This is a genomic window from Maribellus sp. CM-23, assembly GCF_021354595.1.
In the GTDB taxonomy this organism is placed as follows: Bacteria; Bacteroidota; Bacteroidia; order Bacteroidales; family Prolixibacteraceae; genus Draconibacterium.
This window is the reverse complement of the sequence record NZ_JADWYJ010000001.1, coordinates 1,129,869-1,152,102: the sequence shown is the minus strand read 5'-3', so window position 1 is coordinate 1,152,102 and position 22,234 is coordinate 1,129,869. Positions and strand designations below refer to the sequence as shown.

The window sequence follows — 22,234 nt, the reverse complement described above, 5'->3', positions numbered from 1 at the left end:
CTGAATGCCTGTCTCCTCAACCCTGAAGGGGGGAACGACGTTTGGTCTTTATCTCGCCATCGGTTGGTTATGGCGATAAAATTTTTATCTGAATTTATTCAATCCTTTTCAGGGCTGAAATCTACTGACCGTCCTTCACCGTGCGTTTCACTCACGGATATTCATATTTAGTCCCTTTCAGGACTCCATGCTCATTCCTTTAAATCTTATAAAAAGAAAACCCCGCCAAAACTGACGAGGTTTTACTTCTCATATATCTTCTGAAATATTATCGGATAATTTCCATTTCCTCGATGAGGTGATCGGCACCGGCATACACATCGATTACCCACAAAACAAAGCGGATATCGACATTGATACAGCGTTGCAGGTTGTCCTCAAAGGCAAGGTCGCCGCTCATGGCTTCCCAGTTACCGTCGAAAGCAATACCGATCAGTTCACCTTTGCCGTTGATAACCGGGCTTCCCGAGTTTCCTCCGGTGATGTCGTTGTTGGTGATAAAACAAGCGTGGAGTGTTCCGTCAGCATCGGCATACTGGCCGTAATCTTTTGCGAGCAACAACTCTTTCATGCGGGCCGGTACGTTGAATTCGTAATCGCCCGGGATTTCTTTCTCCAGGTAACCGTCGGTAGTGGTGTAGTACTTGTAGGTTACACCGTCGCGCGGATCGTAATCCAACACTTTACCGTAAGTAAGACGCATGGTTGAGTTGGCATCGGGGTAGAATTTCTTGTCGGGCTGCATTTCCATCAAACCGGCCACAAACAATCTTTGTCCCTTTTTCAGGATGTCGCTGCGGGTATCAATGGCTTCCCTGATCTGGTTGTATTTGTCAAAAATTTCAACCGCTGTTTGAAAGGCCATGTCCTTTTCCAGTACTTTCAGACTTGGGTTGTCCAAAAATGCGAGGTATTCTTCCTGGTTGTCAAAAATGGTTTTTTTGAACAGCTGCTCTGCGAATTTATCGTAATCGCCTTTGTATTTTTTCTGAATAACCTGGTAGCAAGCCGGCTGGAAGATTGCCTTGTTTTCCTGTGCATACACTTCCATCAAGGCAGCAGTCAGTTTCTGGTCGGTAGCGGCATCATAATCTTTGAAATAGCTTTCCGTCATTGCTTTCAGGAAATCGGAGTAACGTTCGATCCGGTCTTTGTTGCCAACCGGGTCTTTTAACATTTCCATCAGTGGTTTTACACGGTTGGCAAAAGTGAAGATCTCCGGGCCTCTCAGCAAGGCTTCGGTCATGAATTCACGGGCTTTGTCGTTTTCAACATCCGAGTAATAATCTTTTATCAGGTCAAGTGCTTCGCTGTATTTGGCTTTTCTTGCCGGGTCGGCATTCAGCCAGGTTGTGAACTGGTTTTCCAGCGCTTTTTTCTGGTCGATAACCTTTAGCTTGGTCAAAGCCTGGTTCATCCCAATGGAGTTCTTGTAATAGTTAGCGCTGCTGGCATGTTTCGATGCATACTGGATTTTTGCTTTTTGGCTCGATGCCATGTAATCGGCAATAATCTCCAGTTTTTTCTCACGAACCACAATACGCGCAGTGTTGGTCACCTTCATGGTGTAGTCGATGCCGTAAGAAGTTTTGTAACGGCTGGTTCTTCCCGGGTAGCCAAAAACCATGGCAAAGTCGCCTTCCTGAACACCTTTCAGCGAAATCGGTAAAAAGTGTTTAGGCTGATAAGGAACATTGTCTTCTGAATAGTCGGCAGGTTTCCCATCAGGTCCGCAATAGATACGGAACATCGAAAAATCGTTGGTATGACGGGGCCACATCCAGTTGTCGGTGTCGCCGCCAAATTTACCCAGTGCCTGCGGAGGAGCTCCTACCAAACGCACATCTCTGAACGTTTCGGTCACAAAAAGAAAGAACTGGTTTGAATTGAAAAAGTCGCGGGCATAAACTTCGTAATGCGTATCGGCTTTGGCTTCTTTTACCAGTTTATCGAGTGCTGCGTTAACCGCTTTGTCTCTTGCTTCTTCGGTCATGTCGTCGTTAACATTCTCCAGAACTTTCGCTGTTACATCTTCTACTCTAACCAGGAAAGTAACTGTTTTACCCGGGTTCGGAAGCTCTTCTTCGCGGCTCATGGCCCAGAAACCATCTTCCAGGTAATCGTGCTCAACACTCGAATGCTGTTGAATTTCGCCAAAACCACAGTGGTGGTTGGTTAACAACAGACCGTCTTTTGAAACCACTTCTGCCGTACACGATCCGCGGTCGAGCGCTACAATGGCGTCTTTCAGGCTCGAGTGGTTAATACTATAGATGTCGTCGGCACTTAACTCGCATCCCATTTGCTGCATCGTATTAATATTCAACTTGTGAATAAGCGATGGCAGCCACATCCCTTCATCAGCTACTACAGTACCGATAGTAAACACGGTAAGTAACAGCAGGAGCTTAATCTTTCTAATCATTATTTTTCGTTTCAATTTTGATAAAAGTTGCAAATATAATTTTTCCCTACACTTTCAATAGTGACATTTATCTATTAAATTGATCTGCATAACCAATTTAACACATACATCGGTTGGTATTCAAAAGAAATCAGGTCTTGTCCCGGTCAGGTTTCACCATAGGTATCACACAAAGTGCAAATGTTACACCTGGGGGGAAATTATTTTCAGGCAATACCATTTTTCGATTCCGGGATCGATAAAAATAGGACAGTCCGCTTTGTGTTGCCTATTTCCAATGGTAGTTCAGTAAGAAATTTTATTGTGCATTTTGCACGAACCGCTGCTGTTTTTCAATCGTCAATCTACAATCGTTAATCGAAATTCATCATTCATTGCTGCTTTCCAACCATCGAATTTTATTCAAGACTTATGTCTGGCTATTTCAATGTATCGTGGTTTAGCACTTTGATGGAAGCTCGCTTTATTCGTAAAGGTCGTGAATGTCGCAAAGCGCCAGTTCTGTAAAATAGGAGGCAATGGTATTGCTTACATCTTCCACAAACATTTTTCCTTTTTCGGCAGTGGCTTTTTTCGGATTTCCGATTCCGGTGTCGTCCGAAATTTTGTCCCATTGACGCGGGGCCCAGGCTGTTTTTTCGCGAATGCCTTTTAGTTTATGGGTTTTTGAACTGCCATCACCGGCTTCTTCCAGCGGCAAAACCAGTTCAGGAAAGTAATGCAGGATAATGCTCGTCTCCATTTCGTTGGCATGGTCGCCGTCTTCTTCAAAATAGTTTTCACGGATAGGAACACTGAACCATTCCACCAGTGAAAGAAACATTTCGGGGAATTGCGGTTGAAGTTCCCGGATCAGAGATTTGAAAGTGTTGCCTCCGTGGCCGTTCATGATCACCAGCTTTTTTATTCCCTGGCGGTTGAGTGACGTAACAATGTCTTTTAAAATTAAAAGCTGTGTTGACGGAGGGGTGTGCAGACAGAAAGGCATATCTACCTGCCCTGTATTCTGACTTCCGAGCGGAATTACCGGCAATACCATCACTTTGGTGCCTGCTTCCCATGCTTTGGCTGCTGCGTCTTCCGTTATTTTTGCCGTTTCCAGCGAGTCGGTTCCATAGGGCAGGTGGTAGTTGTGGGGTTCGGTGGCTCCCCACGGAAGTACCGCTACATCGTATTTTGTGTGTTTTATCTGTTTCCAGTTGGTTTGCTCCAGAATGTATGGTTTCATGCGAATGTATATTTATTAATAAGTGATATCAGAACCTGATGAGCGTAATGCCTACAGTAAAGGGTGTGAGTTCGGGGCCTCTTTCGTCGCGGAACAACGGAACCAGGTCGTAGGTGGCAAAAAAGTTAACGCTCCGGTAGCCGGTTCGTACCATCAGTCCGTAGCGAAAGTCGCGCAGCGAAAAATGATCCACTACTTTCAGCTTTTCCTTTTGGTCGATTTTGTATTTTACCTTGGTGTGGCTGTTTAGCTTTACTTCTCCGTAAGCTCCAGCCGAGAAATAGATTCGGTTGTCGTAATGGTTTACCGGTACTTGAAATTCCAGAAGCACCGGTACCATGAACGAAATCAGGGCCAGCTTTGATTTCTGGTTGTCGTAAGCCACCAGTGTTTCAGGTTGGATAACACTGTTCTCATCACGTACTATGGTTGTATTGTCATTTAGCCGATAGCTTTGAAGATGAAGCCCGAGCCCGGTAACCAGCCCGATTTTGTTTCGGTTCCGTTGAAGCCCAATGCTCTGTTGCAGCACATTGAAATAAGCAGAATTGGAGCGAAGTTCGTCGATCTCCATAAATTGGCTTGCATACCCGGTATAGTCGGGATTGAGAAGCATGTTCAACCCAAAATCAACACCCGCCCAATGTCCTGAGAAATCGTCCTGCCAGAAGTTAAAACCGTTTTTGGTGATCTGGCGTATGTGGATTCGTTTTAAGGCTTTGTCGGGGTTTACTGCCGATTCGGGTATTGAATCCCGGTTTTGGGCGAAAACACCCGTGCCTGAAACCATAAACAGAAAAAAGACGGCAAGAATCCGGGGGATGTTTAAGCTTGTTTTCGAAGGCATGTTCCTATTCATACACGTATTTTTTGAATGAAATCGGTTAAGCAAATTTAATGGAATCGATGCAATAAGCAGACGGAATAAAGCGTAATTTTGAAAATGAAGGGGCCTGGTGACGCAACTAATTCATATTTAACGTCATGCTGAAAGTTAAATTTACGGTATAGAACGTCATAAATGACTGAAATACAAATAAAAGAAATACCTTTGCGCCCACTTTTTTAATAATTAGAAGATGAGTTTATTTGAATCAATGGGTTTACGGTCTGAAATTCTGAGCGCTATTCAGGATTTGGGATTTATAGAGCCCACGCCGATACAGGAAAAAGCAGTTCCGTTTTTACTGGAAAGCGACCAAGACATGGTGGCATTGGCACAAACAGGAACCGGGAAAACTGCTGCTTTTGGCTTGCCCATTATTCAGCAAATAGACACGAACATAAAGGCGCCGCAGGCGTTGATATTGAGTCCGACGCGCGAGTTGGCGATGCAGATTGCCAACGATCTGAGCAACTTTTCAAAGAATCTGGGAAAAATCAACATCGCCGTTTTGTACGGAGGGGCTGACATTAGAAAACAAATTACCGCATTGGAAAAAGGTGCGCAGGTAGTTGTTGGCACGCCGGGGAGAACACTCGATTTGATCAAACGTGGTAAACTGCGTGTGAACGAAATTCAGTGGTTGGTATTAGACGAGGCCGACGAAATGCTTTCGATGGGCTTTAAAGACGACCTGGATGGAATTCTGAAAGATACTCCGGCTGAAAAACAAACACTTTTGTTTTCGGCTACTATGCCATCAGAGATTGTATCGATTGCCAACACCTATATGTCCGATCCGTACGAAATTTCGGTAGGAAAGAAAAACACAGGTTCTGAAAACGTTGAGCACCATTATTACCTGGTTCACGCCAAAGACCGTTATCTTGCGTTGAAGCGGGTGGCTGACATCAATCCGAATATTTACAGCATTATTTTCTGTCGTACGCGTATGGAAACCAAAGAGGTGGCCGATAAGCTGATGCAGGACGGATACAATGCCGATGCGCTTCACGGTGATCTTTCGCAGGCGCAACGCGACCATGTAATGGCCCGTTTCCGCGGAAAACATTTACAGATGCTGGTAGCCACCGACGTTGCTGCCCGTGGTTTGGATGTAAACGATCTGACCCATGTAATTAACTACAATCTTCCCGACGACCCCGAGGTGTACATTCACCGAAGCGGGAGAACCGGAAGGGCCGGTAAAAAAGGTATCTCGATTACCCTGATTCACTTGCGTGAAAAGGGAAAACTGAGAGACGTGGAGCGCAAAATAGGGAAGAAGTTTGTAAAAGTGGATGTTCCGCAGGGTAAAGAAATTTGCGAGAAGCAACTCTTTAACCTGATCGACAAGGTAGAAAAGGTGGAAGTAAACGACGAACAAATAGCGCCTTTTATGCCGGTTATCTACAAAAAACTTTCCTGGCTCGACCGTGAAGACCTGATCAAACATTTTGTTTCGGTAGAGTTCAACCGTTTTCTTACGTATTACGAAGGTGCCCAAGACATCAACGTAGATGAGAACGGGTACGATGATCGGAGAGATAGGCGGAACGATCGGAAAGACCGGAAAGATCGTCAAAATAGCACCCGCCCCGAGAGAGGTGGAAAGGGCCGCCGCGGCGACTATCAGTACTCGCGGTTCTTCTTTAGTTTGGGTAAGAAAAATGGAATCAGCAAGCGTTCGATCATTGATATGATCAACCAGCAAATGCCCGGCAAAAGCGTGGAAATTGGCAGTATTGAGGTTTTGAAAGGATTTTCATTTTTTGAGGTAGACAACCGTTTTGAGAAAGACGCAATAAAAGCATTTAAGAATGCACGTTTTAGAGGTCAGAAAGTGAATATCGAAATCGCGAATCACAAGAAATAGAATATAACAAGCGAAATATAAAGGCTGTCGGATTCCGGCAGCCTTTTTCGTTTTACTTTTTCGAGATTATTTATGGCCTGATCCTGTTTTCGGTCCAATCAAATCACCAATCAATGCTTTTTTTGGGCCAATAAAAAAGGAGCCTTTTGAAGCTCCCGTTTTGTTGTGTTTTTCAGTGTGAAAATTCACTTTTTCTATACCAGTTTGGCATCCAGCTCAATGGTGGCTGTACCTCCGGCATAAAGTCTTGAGATCGGGCATTTGGCTTTGGCCGCCGCCGCCAGCTCTTCGAATTTGTCCTGAGCCAGGCCTTCGCATTTCACTGTGCAATCCAGTTTAATGTTGGTGATTGCGGGACCACCATCCAATTCACCCAGAGTTACCGAAGCTTCCGTTTCAATGCTTTCCGGAGTCAGGCCTTCTCCACTGATCAATGCCGAAAGAAACATCGAGTAACAGCCTGAGTGTGCTGCTCCCACCAGTTCTTCCGGATTAGTGCCTTTGCCGTTTTCAAAACGGGAAGCGAACGTGAAAGGACCGCTGTAACCGGTTATATCCATTTTACCTGCACCTTGTTTCAGGGTGCCATTCCATACTGATTTTACTTTTCTTACTGTCATGACTTGTTATTTTTATTTTGGTTTTTGACGTGTATGCCGTGCTTTTTGGCAACAAACAAATTTAGTCTTTCAAATAGCGCAAGTCAAATCGATTTTTTTTAACCAGAATAGAGTTCAGCTATCTTGTGCAGGGTAAGTATTTGACAACTAGATTTGTTTTGACGAATGCCGCCTGATCTAAGCTTTCCCGCTTAAGAAATTTTAAGATTCGGTTTAACTATTTAATGGCTTCCGGCATTGTGTGTCCTGTGAATATCGCTATATTTAACAGTTTTTTTAACAGTTTTAGTATTTAAAACCTATCCGATTAAAACTACATTTATCATGAAAGAGAAAGAAAACAGTGGAATGGTTTCGAGAAGAGCCTTCCTTGGTACTACAGCGGTGGCTGCCGCCGGATTTACTATTGTTCCGCGTCACGCTGTGGCCGGATTGGGGCATAAAGCTCCCAGCGACAAACTTAATATTGTCGGAGTTGGTGTCGGCGGTATGGGCTTCGCTAACTTAAAAAATCTTAAGTCAGAGAACATCATTGGGCTTTGTGATGTGGACTGGAAATACACTGCCGGAAATGGCGTGTTTGATGCTTTCCCAAAAGCCAAAAAGTACAAAGACTGGCGTGTAATGTACGACGAGTTAGGTAAAGATATCGACGGTGTAATGGTCGCTACTGCTGACCATACGCATGCTATCATTGCTGCTCATGCCATTACAATGGGTAAACACGTATACGTTCAGAAACCTTTGACTCACACCGTTTACGAATCGCGTTTGTTGACCAAATTAGCGGATAAGTACAACGTAGCTACTTCAATGGGTAACCAGGGATCTTCAGGCGAAGGCGTAAACGTTACCTGCGAGTGGTTGGCAAATGGTGAAATTGGTGACGTTACAAAAGTAGAAGCGTTTACCGACCGCCCGATTTGGCCGCAAGGTTTGAACACTCCGGAAAGAGGAGACTGGGTGCCGGATACACTTGACTGGGACTTGTTTACAGGACCCGCCAAAATGAGGCCTTACAACCAGGTTTACCATCCTTGGAACTGGCGTGGCTGGTGGGATTACGGTACAGGTGCACTGGGTGACATGGCTTGCCATATTCTGCACCCTGTGTTTGTTGGTCTGAATTTGGGTTATCCAATTCACGCACAAGGTAACTCAAGTTTGTTACTGAACGACTGCGCACCTGTTTCTCAATCGGTGAAACTTACTTTCCCTGAAAGAAAAACAGCGAAAAAAGCGAAGATGAAACTTCCGCAAGTAGATGTTTACTGGTACGACGGTGGTATTAAACCGATGTTGCCGGAAGCATGGCCAGATGGAAAAAATCCGAATAACTCGGGTGGTGGTGTATTGTTCCACGGAACAAAAGATACACTGGTATGCGGATGTTACGGTAAAGACCCATGGTTGCTTTCAGGTCGTACACCAGACGCTCCGAAATTCCGTCGCCGTGTAGAAACCAGCCACGAAATGGATTGGGTACGCGCTTGTAAAGAAAGCCCTGAAAACCGCGTGAAAACCGCTTCTGATTTCAGCGAAGCAGGTCCGTTCAACGAAATGGTTGTGATGGGTGTTCTAGCAGTTCGTCTGCAGTCGTTAAACAAAGTGTTGGATTGGGATGGTGAGAAAATGGAATTCACCAACCTGACTGATGACGAAAAAATTAAGACTGTAGTAAAAGACGGATTTAAGATTCACGATGGTCACCCAACTTTTGATAAGTCGTGGACTGATCCGATTCCTGCAAAAGAATTTGCTGCCGAACTTATTAAGCACACATATCGTAAGCCTTGGAGCTTGCCTGATATGCCAGCATAATAAAAGTAATATCGATAGAAAAGGGTGTCAGAAAAAGGCGCCCTTTTCTTGTTTTAAAAAGATAAAAATTACTTGCGTAATTTCGGGTAAAGTTGTAAACTTGCACTCCGAAAATCATTCGTAAGAAAAGATTTTCATTCAGGGCCTATAGCTCAGTTGGTTAGAGCACCTGACTCATAATCAGGGGGTCGCAGGATCATGCCCTGCTGGGCCCACAAAATATAAAGCAGTTACAGAAATGTGGCTGCTTTTTGTTTTTTCATAACTTTGAGAAAAACAAACTTAACCCTATGCCAGCCTCGTGTTACATTCTTTTCAGTAAAAGGTTAAATAGCTTTTATATTGGTGTAACGCACGAATCTATTGAGCAAAGGATTGAAAAGCACAACAATCACGTTTATGGAAAACACCGATATACCGCAATAACAGATGATTGGAGTATTTATTTAATCCTTGAAGCTTCTGATTATTCCCATGCAGTAAGAATAGAACGCAAGATTAAATCAATGAAAAGTAAAGTTTTCATTCAGAATTTAAAGAAATACCCTGAGTTGAGGCAAAAATAGTGAACCAAACAAGCACCTGACTCTTCCGATAGCTATCGGAACAGGGGGTCGCAGGATCATGCCCTGCTGGGCCCACGAAATAAGATGGATTTTGCTGGAAAAAGCGAAATCCCTTTTTTATGCATATTAAAATATCCCTTTTCGGGAATGGTTTCTCCGACCAGCCTTAGTTTGCCGGGAATTATGCAATTATTTTTCAAAAGAGCTGAGAAATGATTTAATCTTTCTGTTGGATACTTTTCCTGGTTGATTTCTGTAATATCAATGAAACTTTCACGGACCGCTTATTTAAGGTAGTTAACTCATGATCTGAAACCTCCGTTTCTATCTTTTGCTGGGATGAGTCAGAAAGGTATGAAATTAATATCCCCGGGGAATAGGCACGTAGCATATCTCCCGGGGATATAAAACCATTCAATACAAATGGCTGTCTCCTAAAATAATCGGTGTTTACAAAACCAATTCCCAGCCTGCGCGGGGTTTTACGTTTATAAGGCTTTTGGCATAATCGTAGGCGTTAATAATTTCGTATTCCGATTGGTATTTTGGGATGCCTGTACTCAGGTCCATTTTTACAATCTTCGGCAGCCTGATTTTGTCTTCCTGCGTTATGTTGGTGAATTCCATTTTTTCACCGTCCCATTCCAGAATGCGTTCCAAACCTGCCAACCGGGGAGCAACGGTACCCATGACCACCACCTCGTTAAACGGGCCGGCATATCCGAAATGCGATTTGGGTTGTACACGCTCTTCCGGTTTTTCCCTGCATGCTCTCAGCCAGTCTTTTTCATGTCCGTCAATTCCTCCGGGAACCAAACGCTCATTTATTTGCGGAGCATAACCTTCAAAATCTTTAGACGGTAGACGTTTGGCATTTTTACCGTAGCAGCCGCACACAATCTTCCCTTTGGTTCCGATAAACAAAACACCTCCATCGGTGTCGCCCATCATCTCGCCATCTTCCATTTCAAGAGGACGGTCAGGTTTTAAGCCTCCGTCGTACCAGGTAACACTTACTGCGGGCATTTCCGCATTTCTGAATTTTTCTCTTTCCGGGAAGTAGTAAGTAACTTTTTCTGATTCGGCAGGAGATTCAACCGTCCATTTGGAAGAGCTTGCCTGAATGCCAGTCGGATATTTCAGACACAAGCTACGCATTACAACATCCAGAATATGGCAGGCCATATCTCCAAGGGCACCCGTTCCGAAGTCGTACCAGCCACGCCAGTTCCAGGGGTGGTATTGAGGTGAGTAAGGGCGAACAGCAGCCGGTCCGAGCCATAAATCCCAATCCAACTCTATCGGAAGGGCAGGGGTGTCTTCGGGCCTGTTTAAACATTGTGGCCAAATCGGGCGGTTGGTCCAGGCATGTACTTCCTTAACTTCGCCAATGTCGCCACTCCAGATGGCTTCACAAACCCAGGCAGTATCGTCACCCGAAGCTCCCTGGTTACCCATTTGTGTAACAACATTTTTATATTTTTCAGCCGCCTGCGTTAGTATTCTTGATTCATAAACGTTATGCGTTAAAGGCTTTTGGCAATAAACATGTTTGCCCAGCTTCATGGCATCCAGCGTGATTTTGGCATGCGTATGGTCGGGAGTGGCAATAATTACCGCGTCAATCTGGTCACCAATTTCCTCAAACATTTTGATGTGACTCTGGTATTGGTACGGAACCGTTTTCCCGGGGTACTTCTCCTTGAAGCTTTCAATTCTTCCGGCCAGACGCCGGGTGTCGACATCGCACAGGGCTACAATGTTTTCATCCGAACATCGCTGCATGTTTCCCCATCCCATGCCTACGCCAACAACGGCAATGTTTAACTTATCTTTGTCCCATACTTTCTTTTCTTCGGGAGCTGCGCTTTTTTCCTCGTTCGCACAACCGGCAACCAGCGCGCCGGATATTGCTGTAGCCGTAGCAACAATCGCAGTCGATTTGATAAAGTCGCGTCTGGGTACTTGAACTTCTTTACTCATTCTTATAGTATTTAATTGATTTAGGTAATGCTGTATTTTGAAATACAAATAACTTAAAAAGAATAACTCTGTTTCTGAAAGTTTATTGAGCCATTAAAACACAAAACGAGGTAAGACATTCTTGTCGTTTGTATACGTCGTAAAAGACTCAATAAAATACTGGCAGATAATACGTTTGTATTCTTTCCGTTAAAGTTGTCGATTATATTTTACAGTAACAGTGTTTCTCTCTTTCTGATACCTTCTTTTTTTACAAAAACTTTAACTTGCTCTTGTCAGAAGGCCATTGGTGCAACTACTTGTCTGTATTTCATAAGCAAACAGGCTCCGGCAGCTGTAATGAAAAGTGCACTGAACCTGTTTGTCTAAACATTTCTGCTAACTGCGAGCGATAGGCTTACAGTTCTCTTATTTTAATATTTCGGAACCAAACCGTATAACCATGGTCCTGAAGACCGATGTAGCCTTCTTTGGAGATTCCTTCAGTAAAACCTTTAAAGTTTTTGAATTTGCTGTTTTGTACCAGCTCGTCCCATTCTTTTGTCCACAAGGTGTACGACAGTACCTCTTTTCCGTTCATGTAATGTGTTACTTTTCCGTTGAGTGCTTTCACCACAAAAGTGTTCCACTGGCCGGCAGGGTTTACGGTGGCCGGATCAGCCGCAATCATGTCGTACAACGAGCCTGCGAGGTGGCTATCGACTTTGTTGTCGGTGGCATTTTCGTTATCAAGTACCTGTGCTTCGGGTGCAGCATAATAAATGGCTTCTCCGGGAGTTTCCCGCACGTAGTAAAAGATGCCGGAGTTGGCTTTTTCTCCTGCTTTCCAGTCGATTGACAATTCGAAATTTTTGAATTTTTTGCCGCTGAAAAGAATATCGCCACCTGCTCCCTGCCCCGGTTTTTTCCCTTCGCCGGTAAATACTTTCATGGCTCCGTCTTCAATCTCCCAGTTGGCTGGCATGGCGGTTCCGTTGCATTGTCTCCATCCGTCAAAATTCTTCCCGTTAAAAAGTAAAACCCAGTTGTCCTTTTTTTCTTGTTTGCTTAATTTATTAACCTTTTGTGCAAATGCCGAGACGGTAAAAAATAGCGTTACAACTGTCGTTAAATAAAGAATCTTTTTCATACGATTAAAATTTTTGTTTTGAAAGCATTGCATCGAATTCACAGGTCTTTCGGCTAACGGATAAATATCCTAACTGAAATGAATTCCATACGCATGCTCATTTCATGTTTATAATTGTTGGTTTAAGTGTGGAATGGCCCATATTCCAGCTGCTTGTATTGTCCGTTATTCCGGTTTTCTACAAGCTTGCGGATTTTTTTTTCGCCTGGTACATGTTCCATTCTCATGCTTGTATTGTTCTAACTAATTCGTTTTTTAGGAAACGATTTTTTCTACACGGCTAATATAAAGCATTTATTTGTGAAGGTCGTTCTTCGTTCCCCCAATTGTAATTGGGACGATCTCCCATTTACAGTACTAACTTGGCTCCGGTAGCAATGTCGTCGCAACTGATCCGGCATTGGTTGAATTTCCGGCCGTTTAGGGGAGCCGGTTGGATACAGGTATTCTTTCCGAATTATTACGGACAAGAATAGTAAGAGATTTTCCTTTTGAAATCAGGGCTTTAATAGAATGGGATTGTGCTAAAAGGGGCTGGTTTTTTAAATAAAGCTTTTTGATGCCGGAACGAATCACCAATCGAGTAATCGTTTTTCCCCTTTCAATGATTGGATATCGGATATTTCCTGCGAAACTTCAATCACGCCTTTGTATTGACCAGCCTGATCTCTCACGGCGAAATAGCGGATAAGAATAAACTCGCCTTTCATTTTTATCCAGAAAGAAGCCTGGTCTTTTTCGCCGGAGCGGAATGAATCAACAATTCTCTCTACCACATGAACGCTTTCAGGCGGATGGCAGTTCTTTACCTCGCGCCCGATAATGGCAGTAGTCCGCGGAAAAATTCGTTTGGGGGGAGTCGAAAAATACTGCACTTTATTGTTTTCGTCCACATAGGTAATGTCAACCGGCAGGTGGTTAAAAATCAAACTGATTTGTTCGATACTTAAAGCACCGGTTCCCAGATTGATAAAACCATTGCCTATGCTTACTTCTTCTTTCCCGGCTGTTGTCTGAGATGGTTGAATGTAGGGGTAACCCATTTTAAAGCCCAGGTGATTCATCGACTGCAGTTCTTTTTCGCTGATCGTAGAGAGAATAGCCGGAAACAGTATGTGTTCTTCCCTAAACTTGATGGCCAGCATGTTGAAGAAGATATCCCCCATACAACGGTTAAACTGCCGGGCTTCCACCGGTCCGCTTTCCAGTTGTTGTATTACTGTTTTCAGGTTTTTGCGGATGTCGTCGTGGATCGACCACATAATTTGCAGACAGCGGTAATCGGGCCACGTCTTTTCAATTACCGGAAACAAAACATTTTCCTTGATGGTATAGTGCTTTACAAATACTTCGAGCTTCCGGAAGTGCTGGAGTAATTCTGCGCGCAAAGTCTTGTCCCGAATATCTTTGGCAAAGGCTTTAAAAACAGGCCGTATTTGATCCAAAAACTGCACCATCTGGCTGTTGTTTTGTTCCAGAACATCCAAAAAAGAACCCACAGGTGGCTCTATTCGCAGATAATTTTCAATCGGGATGTGAAAAATATTCAAAACCTTGTTGGCAAGCATTTTTAGCTTGTCAACCGGGATTTCTTCCTGAACAAGCACGTCGAACAGCGCTATAAAATCAGTGGGAATAACGGTCGGAATAAAACTTTTGTTGGCCATCACAAAAGAATGTGCACTTCCTGTTTCAAGGATCAATTTTGAAACTTCCCGTAGTTTGGCCAGCCTTTTTTCGTTGGTTTTTGTGAATTCTGACATAGCCGGCTAATCGTTAATAAAAAATACCCAATATTCCTCTCCAGCTTGTTTGTCGAGCCAGTGCCGGTAACTCATGCTAAGCGATTTGTCGATCAGCGGGGCCGGAATAAATGGCGCGATGACCTTTAGGATTTCGTTGTTTTTTAACCTCTTAATGGCTGACAATACTTCGTGTACAGGTTGTTCGCCGGCATTTAGCATTTCACGGATGTCAATGGTTTCCACAATCTTGTTTTCGTCAAACCACGCCGGTTTTTCTGTGGTGTAATTTCCGCCTTCCACTTCCATTGTGTCGGTGGTGGTTTGTCCAATTTCAGTGCGCAGCCTGTTCACCAGTTCTTCTACTTTTAATCCGCCAATAGTGGCCGCCTGGCTCAAACTGGTAATTTTTGTGATGGTTTTTCGCAACACCGGGTTCTTTAATTTTTTAAAGGGGGGAGCCGCGCTAATTAAAACGTCTTCCAGTTGCGGGTAGGCTTCCAGCAGGTCAAATATTTTTGTTTTTGGAGTGATGATCAGTTTTTCCATCGCTTATGGTTTTTCATCGGTGTAAGATAAAATCCGTCGTTCGCCTTCGAGGCTGCGGTTGTCGGTCAGGTCTTGCGAAACCTCCAGCGTACCAAGGTATTCGTTGTTGTCGCCGCGTAAAGCAAAATACTCAATTTTGATGAATTTACCTTTCTTTTGAATCCAGAAGGGGGCGTGAGAGGCCTTGCCCGATTTAAAGTCTTCGAGAATTTTTTCTACAATGTGTGCGCTTCCGGGAGGGTGGCACAAGCGAACATCGCGGTTTATGATCGACCGGCTGCGGGCGAAGATGCGTTCCTTTCCCTGTGTAAAATATTTTACCTTGTCGTTTTTGTCCACAAAAGTCATATCAAAAGGAACGGAGTTTAAAATGGCCATGATCTCTTTTGCCGAAAAGCTCCCGGATGGTAACTGAATGCTGCCATCGGACGAAATGGTCGTGTCGTCACTTTCTTCCGAAAAACCTTCGGGTTTCCATTCAACCTCGGGATCGTACAGGGTAAAGCCAAATTCGAGGGTTTGCCGGTGTATGTTCCACCATTCGTCGGTGGTAAGAATATCCATGCACATCGGGAACAGGATCTCTTCTTCTTTTTGGGTCATATCGACCAGCGCCTGTAGGGTTGGAAGAAAGAGCAGTTCAAGAGAATCGTTCAGGTCATGGATGGTGAGGTCTGGAGTTTTCAGAATCTCGATACATCCTTTTAGTTGCTCCCTTATTTCATCGTGTTTTCCCCACATTACTTTGGGTGGCCCGGTAATTTCATTTTTCTCCAGGTAAGGGAAAACAAGGTACTCCTTTCGCTGATAATGTTTGTCGACATCCATAAGCTGGTGGAAAAGGCTAAGTAAGGCCAGTTTTATTTCCGGGAATTCGTTCTCATCAACTTGCTGCAATGTTGAAAGCAGGTTGCGGGCTTTTGCTGCCACGGCCTTCAGCTCGGCATTTTCGTTGATAAAAACATCTACCGGATGGCCCTCCGGAATCGCCTTGGCCGCACTCAGATCAACATTCCCTTCTAGCACGGATCCATGGATGTCACATAATTTCAGCACTTCGGTCTCGGGCAAGCCTTCGGAAATCAGCTCCTGTTCAACTTCCACAACCTCGCCGTACGGAATGCTCTTTAGCGATTCAATGAGTTGTTTTCTGACACTTTCAGCCGATTCTCCTTCGTGTAATTTCAGGATCAGCTGTTTCAGTTGTTCTTTTCTGAATTTCGAATTGTTTATTAGCTCACTCATGGGTCCGTTCCTCAAATTTTATGATTTGTACCGGGCAGTTTTCTGCCGCTTCTCTGATTTCCTGTTCGTATAAATCGTAGTCGGGCCAGGGCACTACAATCATTTTATCAAACACCTTGAAAACCCGCGGTGCATATGCCTGGCAAATTTTGCAGGCTATGCACTGGTTCACCCTATCGTCTCTCCAAACTCGTTTAATTCCCACAGCTATTCATCGTAACCAGCCTGGCACGACAGGCAGGCGTTTGCACAAGCATCGTATTCATCGTAGGCAGGGCCGGGTTTCCCATTAATGGTAATAATCCGGTCCAGCCTTGGGTGATCAGCGTTTTCAATTTCCAGAAACTCTCCTCTGCTGTTCGTTACAATCCCTTTCAGGCTTCCTGCTGATTCTTCCAATGCATTGTCAACCCCAAAATAGATAACTCTTACCTTTTTTTGCAGGAATACTTCTGCAACATCAAAAAAATCGGGTGTAACTGGTAAATATTTCTCCAATGTTTTCATCTCGCCAAATCTATTCGTTTTCAAAGATGTAATCAGGAACTTTCAGTATCGTCGTCCTGTATTTCAGAGCGGCTTTTTATAGGTCTCGCTTCACAACTTCTGGTTTCAGGCATTCTTTTAAAATAGCCTCCACATGAATTTTTGTGGTATTCAGAAACGGCATTCCCAAATACGCTTCTTCCCTGAACATGAGCGGAAACTCGGTGCAACCCAGGATAACTGCTTCAATGCCGTGCTGCTTTTGCATGTCGCCAACAATTTCGAGAAACTCGTTTTTGGTTTCTTCTTTAAAAATTCCCAGTTCAATTTCGTTGAATACTTTCTGATTGATGTACTCGATTTGTTCCGGGCCGGGCACCACTATATCCATCTGGTACTGAAGAAACACTTTGCGGTAGAAATCGTTTTGCATGGTGAATTTGGTGCCGATCAGTCCGCATTTTTTTACCGACAGTGATTGAGCTTCCCGGGCACAGGCCTCTACAATGCTGATGAGCGGAATGTCCACTTTCGACTGGATTTCGTTGAACAGCAAATGCGGTGTGTTGGCACTTAAAACGGCAAAATCAACCCCGGATTTTCCAAGACTGTTAACGCGGCGAACCAGGTAGTCAACGGCCTCTTCGTATTTCTTCTGTCCCAAAAGCCCCACAAATTTCCACATGTCCACACTGTAAATCACAATTTCAGGATAAACAGCATTTCCCGTCTGATTCTTCAGATTGAAATGGTGGATGATTTCCTTGTAGTAATCGATGGTTGCTTCGGGTCCCAGACCCCCGATTATTCCAATTGTTTTCAAAACAGTTATTTTTTGGGTTTAAGTAATCGAACGTTTTAACACGGCTTCGCCTTTTTTGATTTTTTCCGAGAGAGATTGAATCGATTCCTTCCGGACAATGTCGTAGAAGCTGTCGCGAACCACTTTGTACTGCTCGTGCAGTGGGCATGGATTTTCGTTGTTGCACGATTTCAGTCCAAATCCGCAGCGGTGGAAACAGCCGTCGCCTTCCATTACATGAATGATCTTGTATAGCGAAAGCTGGGTTTGTTCGTCGTTAAAAAAGAAGCCTCCACCGCGTCCTTTTGCCGAGTCGAGCAACTGATGCCGGGTAAGGGTTTGCAGAATTTTGGCCGAAAATGCCTCGGGCGCTTCAATCTCGCGTGCAATTTCAACTACTCCGGGTCGCTTTCCTTCCCAGTTTTTAAGCTGAACATAAACCAGTGCCCGTATGGCATATTCGGTACTTTTTGCTAACATGTCTTTAGTTTTTGGAAATAATTTCTTTTTCCAAAGCTAATGCTTTCAAAAATAAAATGTTGTTTTCCAAATGAATATGTCGGTGCAGATCCTGCTCGAAGTCGCTTAGCGTCTGATAAGTAATGCGATAGGTGTTGCATCCGTCGGGCGGGCAGGTATAGCCAGAAGTTAGGTCTGCTATTTCAAAAAAACGCTCGCCTTCGGCCTGGTGTTCCTGCAACATTACTTCTATCGGGCCGTTAACGCCTCCAAACTCGTTCGCAATGCTGGTGTCGCCGTTTTTGTATTGAACCATTTTCCGGATGTACGGGAAAAGTACCAGCTCCTCTTTTTGCATGTGCATGGTCAGGTTGCCGGCCGCAGTGCTAAACAAGTCTTTTACTTTGAAAAGCTCCGGGTGGTTTTCGCCGTGTACATCGCAAAGTTTTTGAAGCTTTTGCTGAAGAAAGGGAATATTCTGGCTTACATACGAATGATGACGTGCCACAATATAATCACTTAGCTGATCGAGACCTAAACTGTCGATGTATTTTGAATCGGGATCATCCGTAAGAAAAACCGTTTCCAGCTCTTCCAGTAAAACTTCCTGCGAAACATTTGCCTTTGCACACGCCTCTTTAACACTGATGGCTCCGCCACAACAAAAATCAATTTTGTGCTGATCAAAAATCCGGGCTGTTTTGTAGTTACCTTTTACAATTTCGCCAACTGAAGTATTCAAATTAATTTCCATAATTCTGTTTTTTGACAAAGATATAATTTTTCATAAAAGGATAGCAGGGTCCTTTTATTATTTTATTTTATATTTGCTCCCACAAACAATAAAAATCAATCTTATGAATTCAAAGAAACTTTGGATCGGTTTTATCCTGGTTATGGTTATTTCGTTTGGAATACTTGGATATTATGGCCGGGAAATTTATCGCGAAGCGCCTCCCATTCCTGAAAAAGTGGTCACCGAAGATGGCACGGTGGTATTTACCGCGGCAGATATCAAGGATGGCCAGAATGTTTGGCAATCGATGGGAGGGCAGGAAGTCGGAACTGTTTGGGGGCACGGCGCCTACAAAGCTCCCGACTGGACCGCCGACTGGCTGCACCGCGAGGCTGTTTTTATTCTGAATAAGTGGTCGTTGGATGATTTTTCAAAAAGATACGACGACCTGCCGGATGAAAACCAGGCCCAGTTGCAGAAGCGTTTACAAAACGAATTGCGAAAGAATACTTACGACACGCAGTCTAAGAACACAACAATTTCAGCCGTGCGGGCAGAAGCTATCCAAAGCAACAGTGCGCATTATGGCGGTTTGTTTATGAACGATCCGGAGCTTGCACATTTACGTGAAGCTTACAGCATTCCGGCCAATACAATAAAAGACCCGGAAAGAATGCGGAAAATGAACGCCTTTTTCTTTTGGGCTTCGTGGGCAACAGTAACCGAGCGGCCCGGCATGGAAATCACCTTTACCAATAACTGGCCACCCGAAAAACTGGTGGGCAACGAACCAACGGGGGCGTTGCTTCTGTGGACCGGCTTTAGTGTGATTATTTTGCTGTTTGGTATTGGCCTGCTTGGCTGGTATTACGCCACCAACCGCGAAGAGGAAGAGGACCATGTTGTACCCAAGGTGAATCCTTTATCGGGGACCCAACTCACCCCTTCAATGAAAGCGACCTTAAAATATTTCTGGGTAGTAACTGCCCTCATTTTGGTGCAGATATTAATGGGTGTTATTACGGCGCACTACGGAGTGGAAGGGCTCGGTTTTTACGGGCTGCCACTGGCGGATGTATTACCGTACTCCATTTCCCGCACCTGGCACATTCAGTTAGCCATTTTCTGGATCGCCACGTCGTGGCTGGCTACCGGCTTGTTTATTGCTCCCGCAATCTCGGGGAAAGAACCAAAATTTCAACGTTTCGGAGTTAACTTCTTGTTTATTGCATTGCTGATTATTGTTGTGGGCTCGCTGGCCGGACAATGGATGGGCGTAATGCAGAAACTGGGCCTGGTAGAAAACTTCTGGTTCGGACATCAGGGATACGAGTATGTTGACCTCGGACGGTTCTGGCAGATATTTTTGTTTATTGGCTTGGTTTTGTGGTTGTTGTTAATGGGAAGAGCGATTTGGCCGGCTATAAAGGCAAAAAACGAGAACCGTCATTTGCTGACGATGTTCCTGATTGCTTCGGTGGCCATTGCAGCTTTTTATGCCGCCGGCTTAATGTGGGGTCGGCAAACGCACCTGGCCATTGCTGAGTACTGGCGCTGGTGGGTGGTGCACCTTTGGGTGGAAGGCTTCTTCGAGGTGTTTGCTACCGTGGCCATTGCTTTCCTGTTTGTTCGGATGCAGTTGATTCAGGCAAAAATAGCCACTTCCAGTGTGTTGTTCTCGACCATTATTTTCCTTTCCGGAGGAATTTTAGGGACTTTTCATCACTTGTATTTTACAGGAACTCCAACCGCGGTGCTCGCTCTTGGGGCAACGTTTAGTGCGCTCGAAGTAGTGCCGCTGGTACTAATGGGTTTTGAGGCCTACCATAACATACGAATGAGTAGGGCGAAGGAATGGGTTTCAGCCTACAAATGGCCGATTTACTTTTTTGTTTCGGTGGCTTTCTGGAACTTTCTGGGCGCCGGTATCTTTGGTTTCCTGATCAATCCGCCCATTGCACTTTACTACATGCAGGGGTTGAATACAACACCGGTTCACGGACATACTGCCTTGTTTGGGGTCTACGGAATGCTGGGGATCGGGCTTATGCTCTTTGTTTTGCGTGATATGGATTTGAATGTAACGTGGAAAGAAAAAAATATACGCCTTTCATTTTGGATGCTGAATATCGGACTGCTGTTAATGGTTGTTTTAAGCGTGCTTCCGGTTGGCCTGGCTCAAACTGTTGCCAGTGTGAAACACGGATTGTGGTACGCCCGTTCGGCCGAATTTCTGGAAACGCCAACGCTGGAAACAGTTCGTTGGTTACGGGTAATCGGTGATACAATATTTGCGGTGGGCGCATTGTATCTTGGCTGGTTTGTTTTTGGGCTGAAAACAGGATGGTCTGTTAAAAAATAGCAGCCTGCCTATGAAGTTGGAAACTCAACACGGGTTTCCGGCTTCATTTGGTAACAGAAAGCATCAGAACAAATTTTTACGCTTTCGCTTTCTTTTGAAAATTGATCAGGACGATTCCTGTAAGAATTACGGTTCCGGCAAAACCAAAGGCAACAGAGGGGCCCCAACCCCACAGTTTTCCGGTAACTGCGGCGCCCAAAAACGATCCAAAGTATTGTAAGCTTACCATCACCCCGTTGCCTTTCCCACGCTGGCGGTTGTCAATTTCGCGGTTGATCAGCATCGGAACAATGGACGAGATGGAGAACACGCCCATCATCAGCAAGATGGTGCCGATAACGATTGAAACAACGGTTCGGAAATAGATGATGAGAAAACCGGCAGCAATCAGTAAAAACAGAATGGTTAACACTGTTCTGGGATTTCGCTGCGAGGCCCGTTTTGAAAAGTAAGGCAAAACCGCGATGGCAATCAAAATAGCAGGACTAAGAACAATCCACATTTGGTTAGTGGCAAGATGTCCTTCGAGTAAAAGCGGAAGCATAAAAAAGAAAGCCATCATTAACAGGTTGTTGAAGGTAAGAAGCAGGCTTTTTCGAAGGTGGGCCGGGTTAAAAACCGATTTCACCTTGTATTTTTGAGCCTGTTCTTTTCGCAAAACAGGGTTTACCTGCCGGGTGCTTGTAAGGACCCAAATAAAACAACCCACAATAAGAAAGGCAGAGAACACAAACATTTGGCTAACATTCAGCACAATGTGAACAAGTGGACCGAGCACATAGGACAACATGGTGAAAGTGGCCAGCAGGGCTCCGAGCCGGGTGAGTATTCGGTCGCGATCGGCATCGCCCGCAACCGAAGACAGCCACGAATAGCCAACGGTAACAATGGCACCGCTTCCCTGCAGGGCACGGGCAAAAATAAGCCAGCCAACCGACGTGGCATATGCAGCAGTGAGCAATCCGGCTATCAGCATTACAAGTCCGGCCAGCATCACTTTTTTATAACCGATGCGGTCGCTTAACGCGCCAAACGGAATCTGAAGGACAGCTTGTGTGAGTCCGAAAATTCCGAGTGCATAGCCGGTTAGTGCCGGGCTTCCGCCTTTAAGGTTCATGGCGTAAGCTGACAGAAATGGAATGATGATCGACATGGAAAACAAACGTAATCCAAGAGTTATGGAAATAACGGTGGTTAAATATCGGATGTTTTTGCTCATGCTTCTTCCTTTCGTTTTTGGGCAGGATGGAGTAGTTACAGGCAGAGCGGCAAAATTAAGCACAAAAAGATGAATTTGTCAGCAGAACGGGAAAACAAATTTT

The 22,234-nt window shown here is 44.6% G+C and carries 19 protein-coding genes and 1 tRNA gene; 5 read left to right on the top strand and 15 right to left on the bottom strand.

The window, feature by feature from the left end:
* Positions 1–268: 268 nt before the first annotated feature.
* From INQ51_RS04490 to INQ51_RS04480, 3 genes are all read right to left on the bottom strand, one after another.
* Positions 269–2,425, bottom strand: coding sequence for a S46 family peptidase (locus INQ51_RS04490; RefSeq protein WP_233376686.1), 2,157 nt, complete (start codon positions 2,423–2,425; stop codon positions 269–271).
* 463 nt (positions 2,426–2,888) lie between these two features.
* Positions 2,889–3,653, bottom strand: coding sequence for a creatininase family protein (locus INQ51_RS04485; protein WP_233376685.1), 765 nt, complete (start codon positions 3,651–3,653; stop codon positions 2,889–2,891).
* 28 nt (positions 3,654–3,681) lie between these two features.
* A complete protein-coding gene (locus INQ51_RS04480) occupies positions 3,682–4,512 on the bottom strand; it encodes an outer membrane beta-barrel protein (RefSeq protein WP_233376684.1) in 831 nt (276 codons plus the stop codon).
* 220 nt (positions 4,513–4,732) lie between these two features.
* Between INQ51_RS04480 and INQ51_RS04475 the strand changes: the two genes are divergently transcribed.
* The gene (locus INQ51_RS04475; RefSeq protein ID WP_233376683.1) at positions 4,733–6,412 is read left to right on the top strand and encodes a DEAD/DEAH box helicase; all 1,680 of its coding nucleotides are present in this window, start codon (positions 4,733–4,735) and stop codon (positions 6,410–6,412) included.
* 194 nt (positions 6,413–6,606) lie between these two features.
* Here INQ51_RS04475 and INQ51_RS04470 read toward each other — a convergent pair whose 3' ends face one another.
* Positions 6,607–7,032, bottom strand: a complete 426-nt coding sequence (locus tag INQ51_RS04470; RefSeq protein WP_233376682.1) for an OsmC family peroxiredoxin — start codon at positions 7,030–7,032, stop codon at positions 6,607–6,609.
* 324 nt (positions 7,033–7,356) lie between these two features.
* On the opposite strand from INQ51_RS04470, the gene INQ51_RS04465 reads away from it, so the two are divergent.
* The 3 genes from INQ51_RS04465 to INQ51_RS22715 all read left to right on the top strand — a co-directional run bounded on the left by INQ51_RS04465 (position 7,357) and on the right by INQ51_RS22715 (position 9,419).
* Complete coding sequence (locus tag INQ51_RS04465) at positions 7,357–8,853, top strand: Gfo/Idh/MocA family protein (protein WP_233376681.1); 1,497 nt, start codon at positions 7,357–7,359, stop codon at positions 8,851–8,853.
* Positions 8,854–8,994: 141 nt separating this feature from the next.
* Positions 8,995–9,068: transfer RNA gene (locus INQ51_RS04460), tRNA-Ile, on the top strand.
* 75 nt (positions 9,069–9,143) lie between these two features.
* Positions 9,144–9,419, top strand: a complete 276-nt coding sequence (locus INQ51_RS22715) for a GIY-YIG nuclease family protein (protein WP_410796115.1) — start codon at positions 9,144–9,146, stop codon at positions 9,417–9,419.
* 450 nt (positions 9,420–9,869) lie between these two features.
* Here INQ51_RS22715 and INQ51_RS04455 read toward each other — a convergent pair whose 3' ends face one another.
* The 10 genes from INQ51_RS04455 to ric all read right to left on the bottom strand — a co-directional run bounded on the left by INQ51_RS04455 (position 9,870) and on the right by ric (position 18,568).
* Positions 9,870–11,402 (bottom strand): Gfo/Idh/MocA family protein, encoded by a 1,533-nt coding sequence (locus INQ51_RS04455; RefSeq protein ID WP_233376680.1) that lies wholly within the window; start codon positions 11,400–11,402, stop codon positions 9,870–9,872.
* A 397-nt stretch (positions 11,403–11,799) separates the two neighbouring features.
* A complete protein-coding gene (locus tag INQ51_RS04450; protein ID WP_233376679.1) occupies positions 11,800–12,531 on the bottom strand; it encodes a DUF1080 domain-containing protein in 732 nt (243 codons plus the stop codon).
* A gap of 572 nt (positions 12,532–13,103) precedes the next feature.
* Positions 13,104–14,294: a DUF438 domain-containing protein gene (locus tag INQ51_RS04445; RefSeq protein WP_233376678.1), complete on the bottom strand. Its 1,191-nt coding sequence runs from the start codon at positions 14,292–14,294 to the stop codon at positions 13,104–13,106.
* A gap of 6 nt (positions 14,295–14,300) precedes the next feature.
* On the bottom strand, positions 14,301–14,822 hold the full coding sequence (locus INQ51_RS04440; protein ID WP_233376677.1) for a DUF1858 domain-containing protein: 522 nt from the start codon (positions 14,820–14,822) through the stop codon (positions 14,301–14,303).
* 3 nt (positions 14,823–14,825) lie between these two features.
* A complete protein-coding gene (locus INQ51_RS04435) occupies positions 14,826–16,067 on the bottom strand; it encodes a DUF438 domain-containing protein (RefSeq protein ID WP_233376676.1) in 1,242 nt (413 codons plus the stop codon).
* Positions 16,060–16,239, bottom strand: a complete 180-nt coding sequence (locus INQ51_RS22710; protein WP_410796113.1) for a ferredoxin — start codon at positions 16,237–16,239, stop codon at positions 16,060–16,062. Before INQ51_RS22710 ends, INQ51_RS04435 begins: the two co-directional genes overlap by 8 nt.
* Before the next feature lie 35 nt (positions 16,240–16,274).
* Complete coding sequence (locus tag INQ51_RS04430; protein WP_233376675.1) at positions 16,275–16,574, bottom strand: hypothetical protein; 300 nt, start codon at positions 16,572–16,574, stop codon at positions 16,275–16,277.
* Between the two features lie 76 nt (positions 16,575–16,650).
* Entirely contained in the window at positions 16,651–17,376 is a 726-nt protein-coding gene (locus INQ51_RS04425; protein ID WP_233376674.1) for an aspartate/glutamate racemase family protein, read from the bottom strand.
* Between the two features lie 18 nt (positions 17,377–17,394).
* Positions 17,395–17,835, bottom strand: coding sequence for an RrF2 family transcriptional regulator (locus tag INQ51_RS04420; protein WP_233376673.1), 441 nt, complete (start codon positions 17,833–17,835; stop codon positions 17,395–17,397).
* 4 nt (positions 17,836–17,839) lie between these two features.
* On the bottom strand, positions 17,840–18,568 hold the full coding sequence (ric, locus tag INQ51_RS04415; protein ID WP_233376672.1) for an iron-sulfur cluster repair di-iron protein: 729 nt from the start codon (positions 18,566–18,568) through the stop codon (positions 17,840–17,842).
* A gap of 103 nt (positions 18,569–18,671) precedes the next feature.
* Here ric and INQ51_RS04410 point away from each other — a divergent pair, with 103 nt between their 5' ends.
* Positions 18,672–20,912 carry a nitric-oxide reductase large subunit gene (locus INQ51_RS04410; protein ID WP_233376671.1) on the top strand — a complete coding sequence of 747 codons (2,241 nt, stop codon included), beginning with the start codon at positions 18,672–18,674 and terminating at the stop codon, positions 20,910–20,912.
* Positions 20,913–20,988: 76 nt separating this feature from the next.
* Here the strand turns inward: INQ51_RS04410 and INQ51_RS04405 are convergent, their stop codons facing one another.
* Entirely contained in the window at positions 20,989–22,131 is a 1,143-nt protein-coding gene (locus tag INQ51_RS04405) for an MFS transporter (RefSeq protein ID WP_233376670.1), read from the bottom strand.
* Positions 22,132–22,234: the final 103 nt, after the last annotated feature.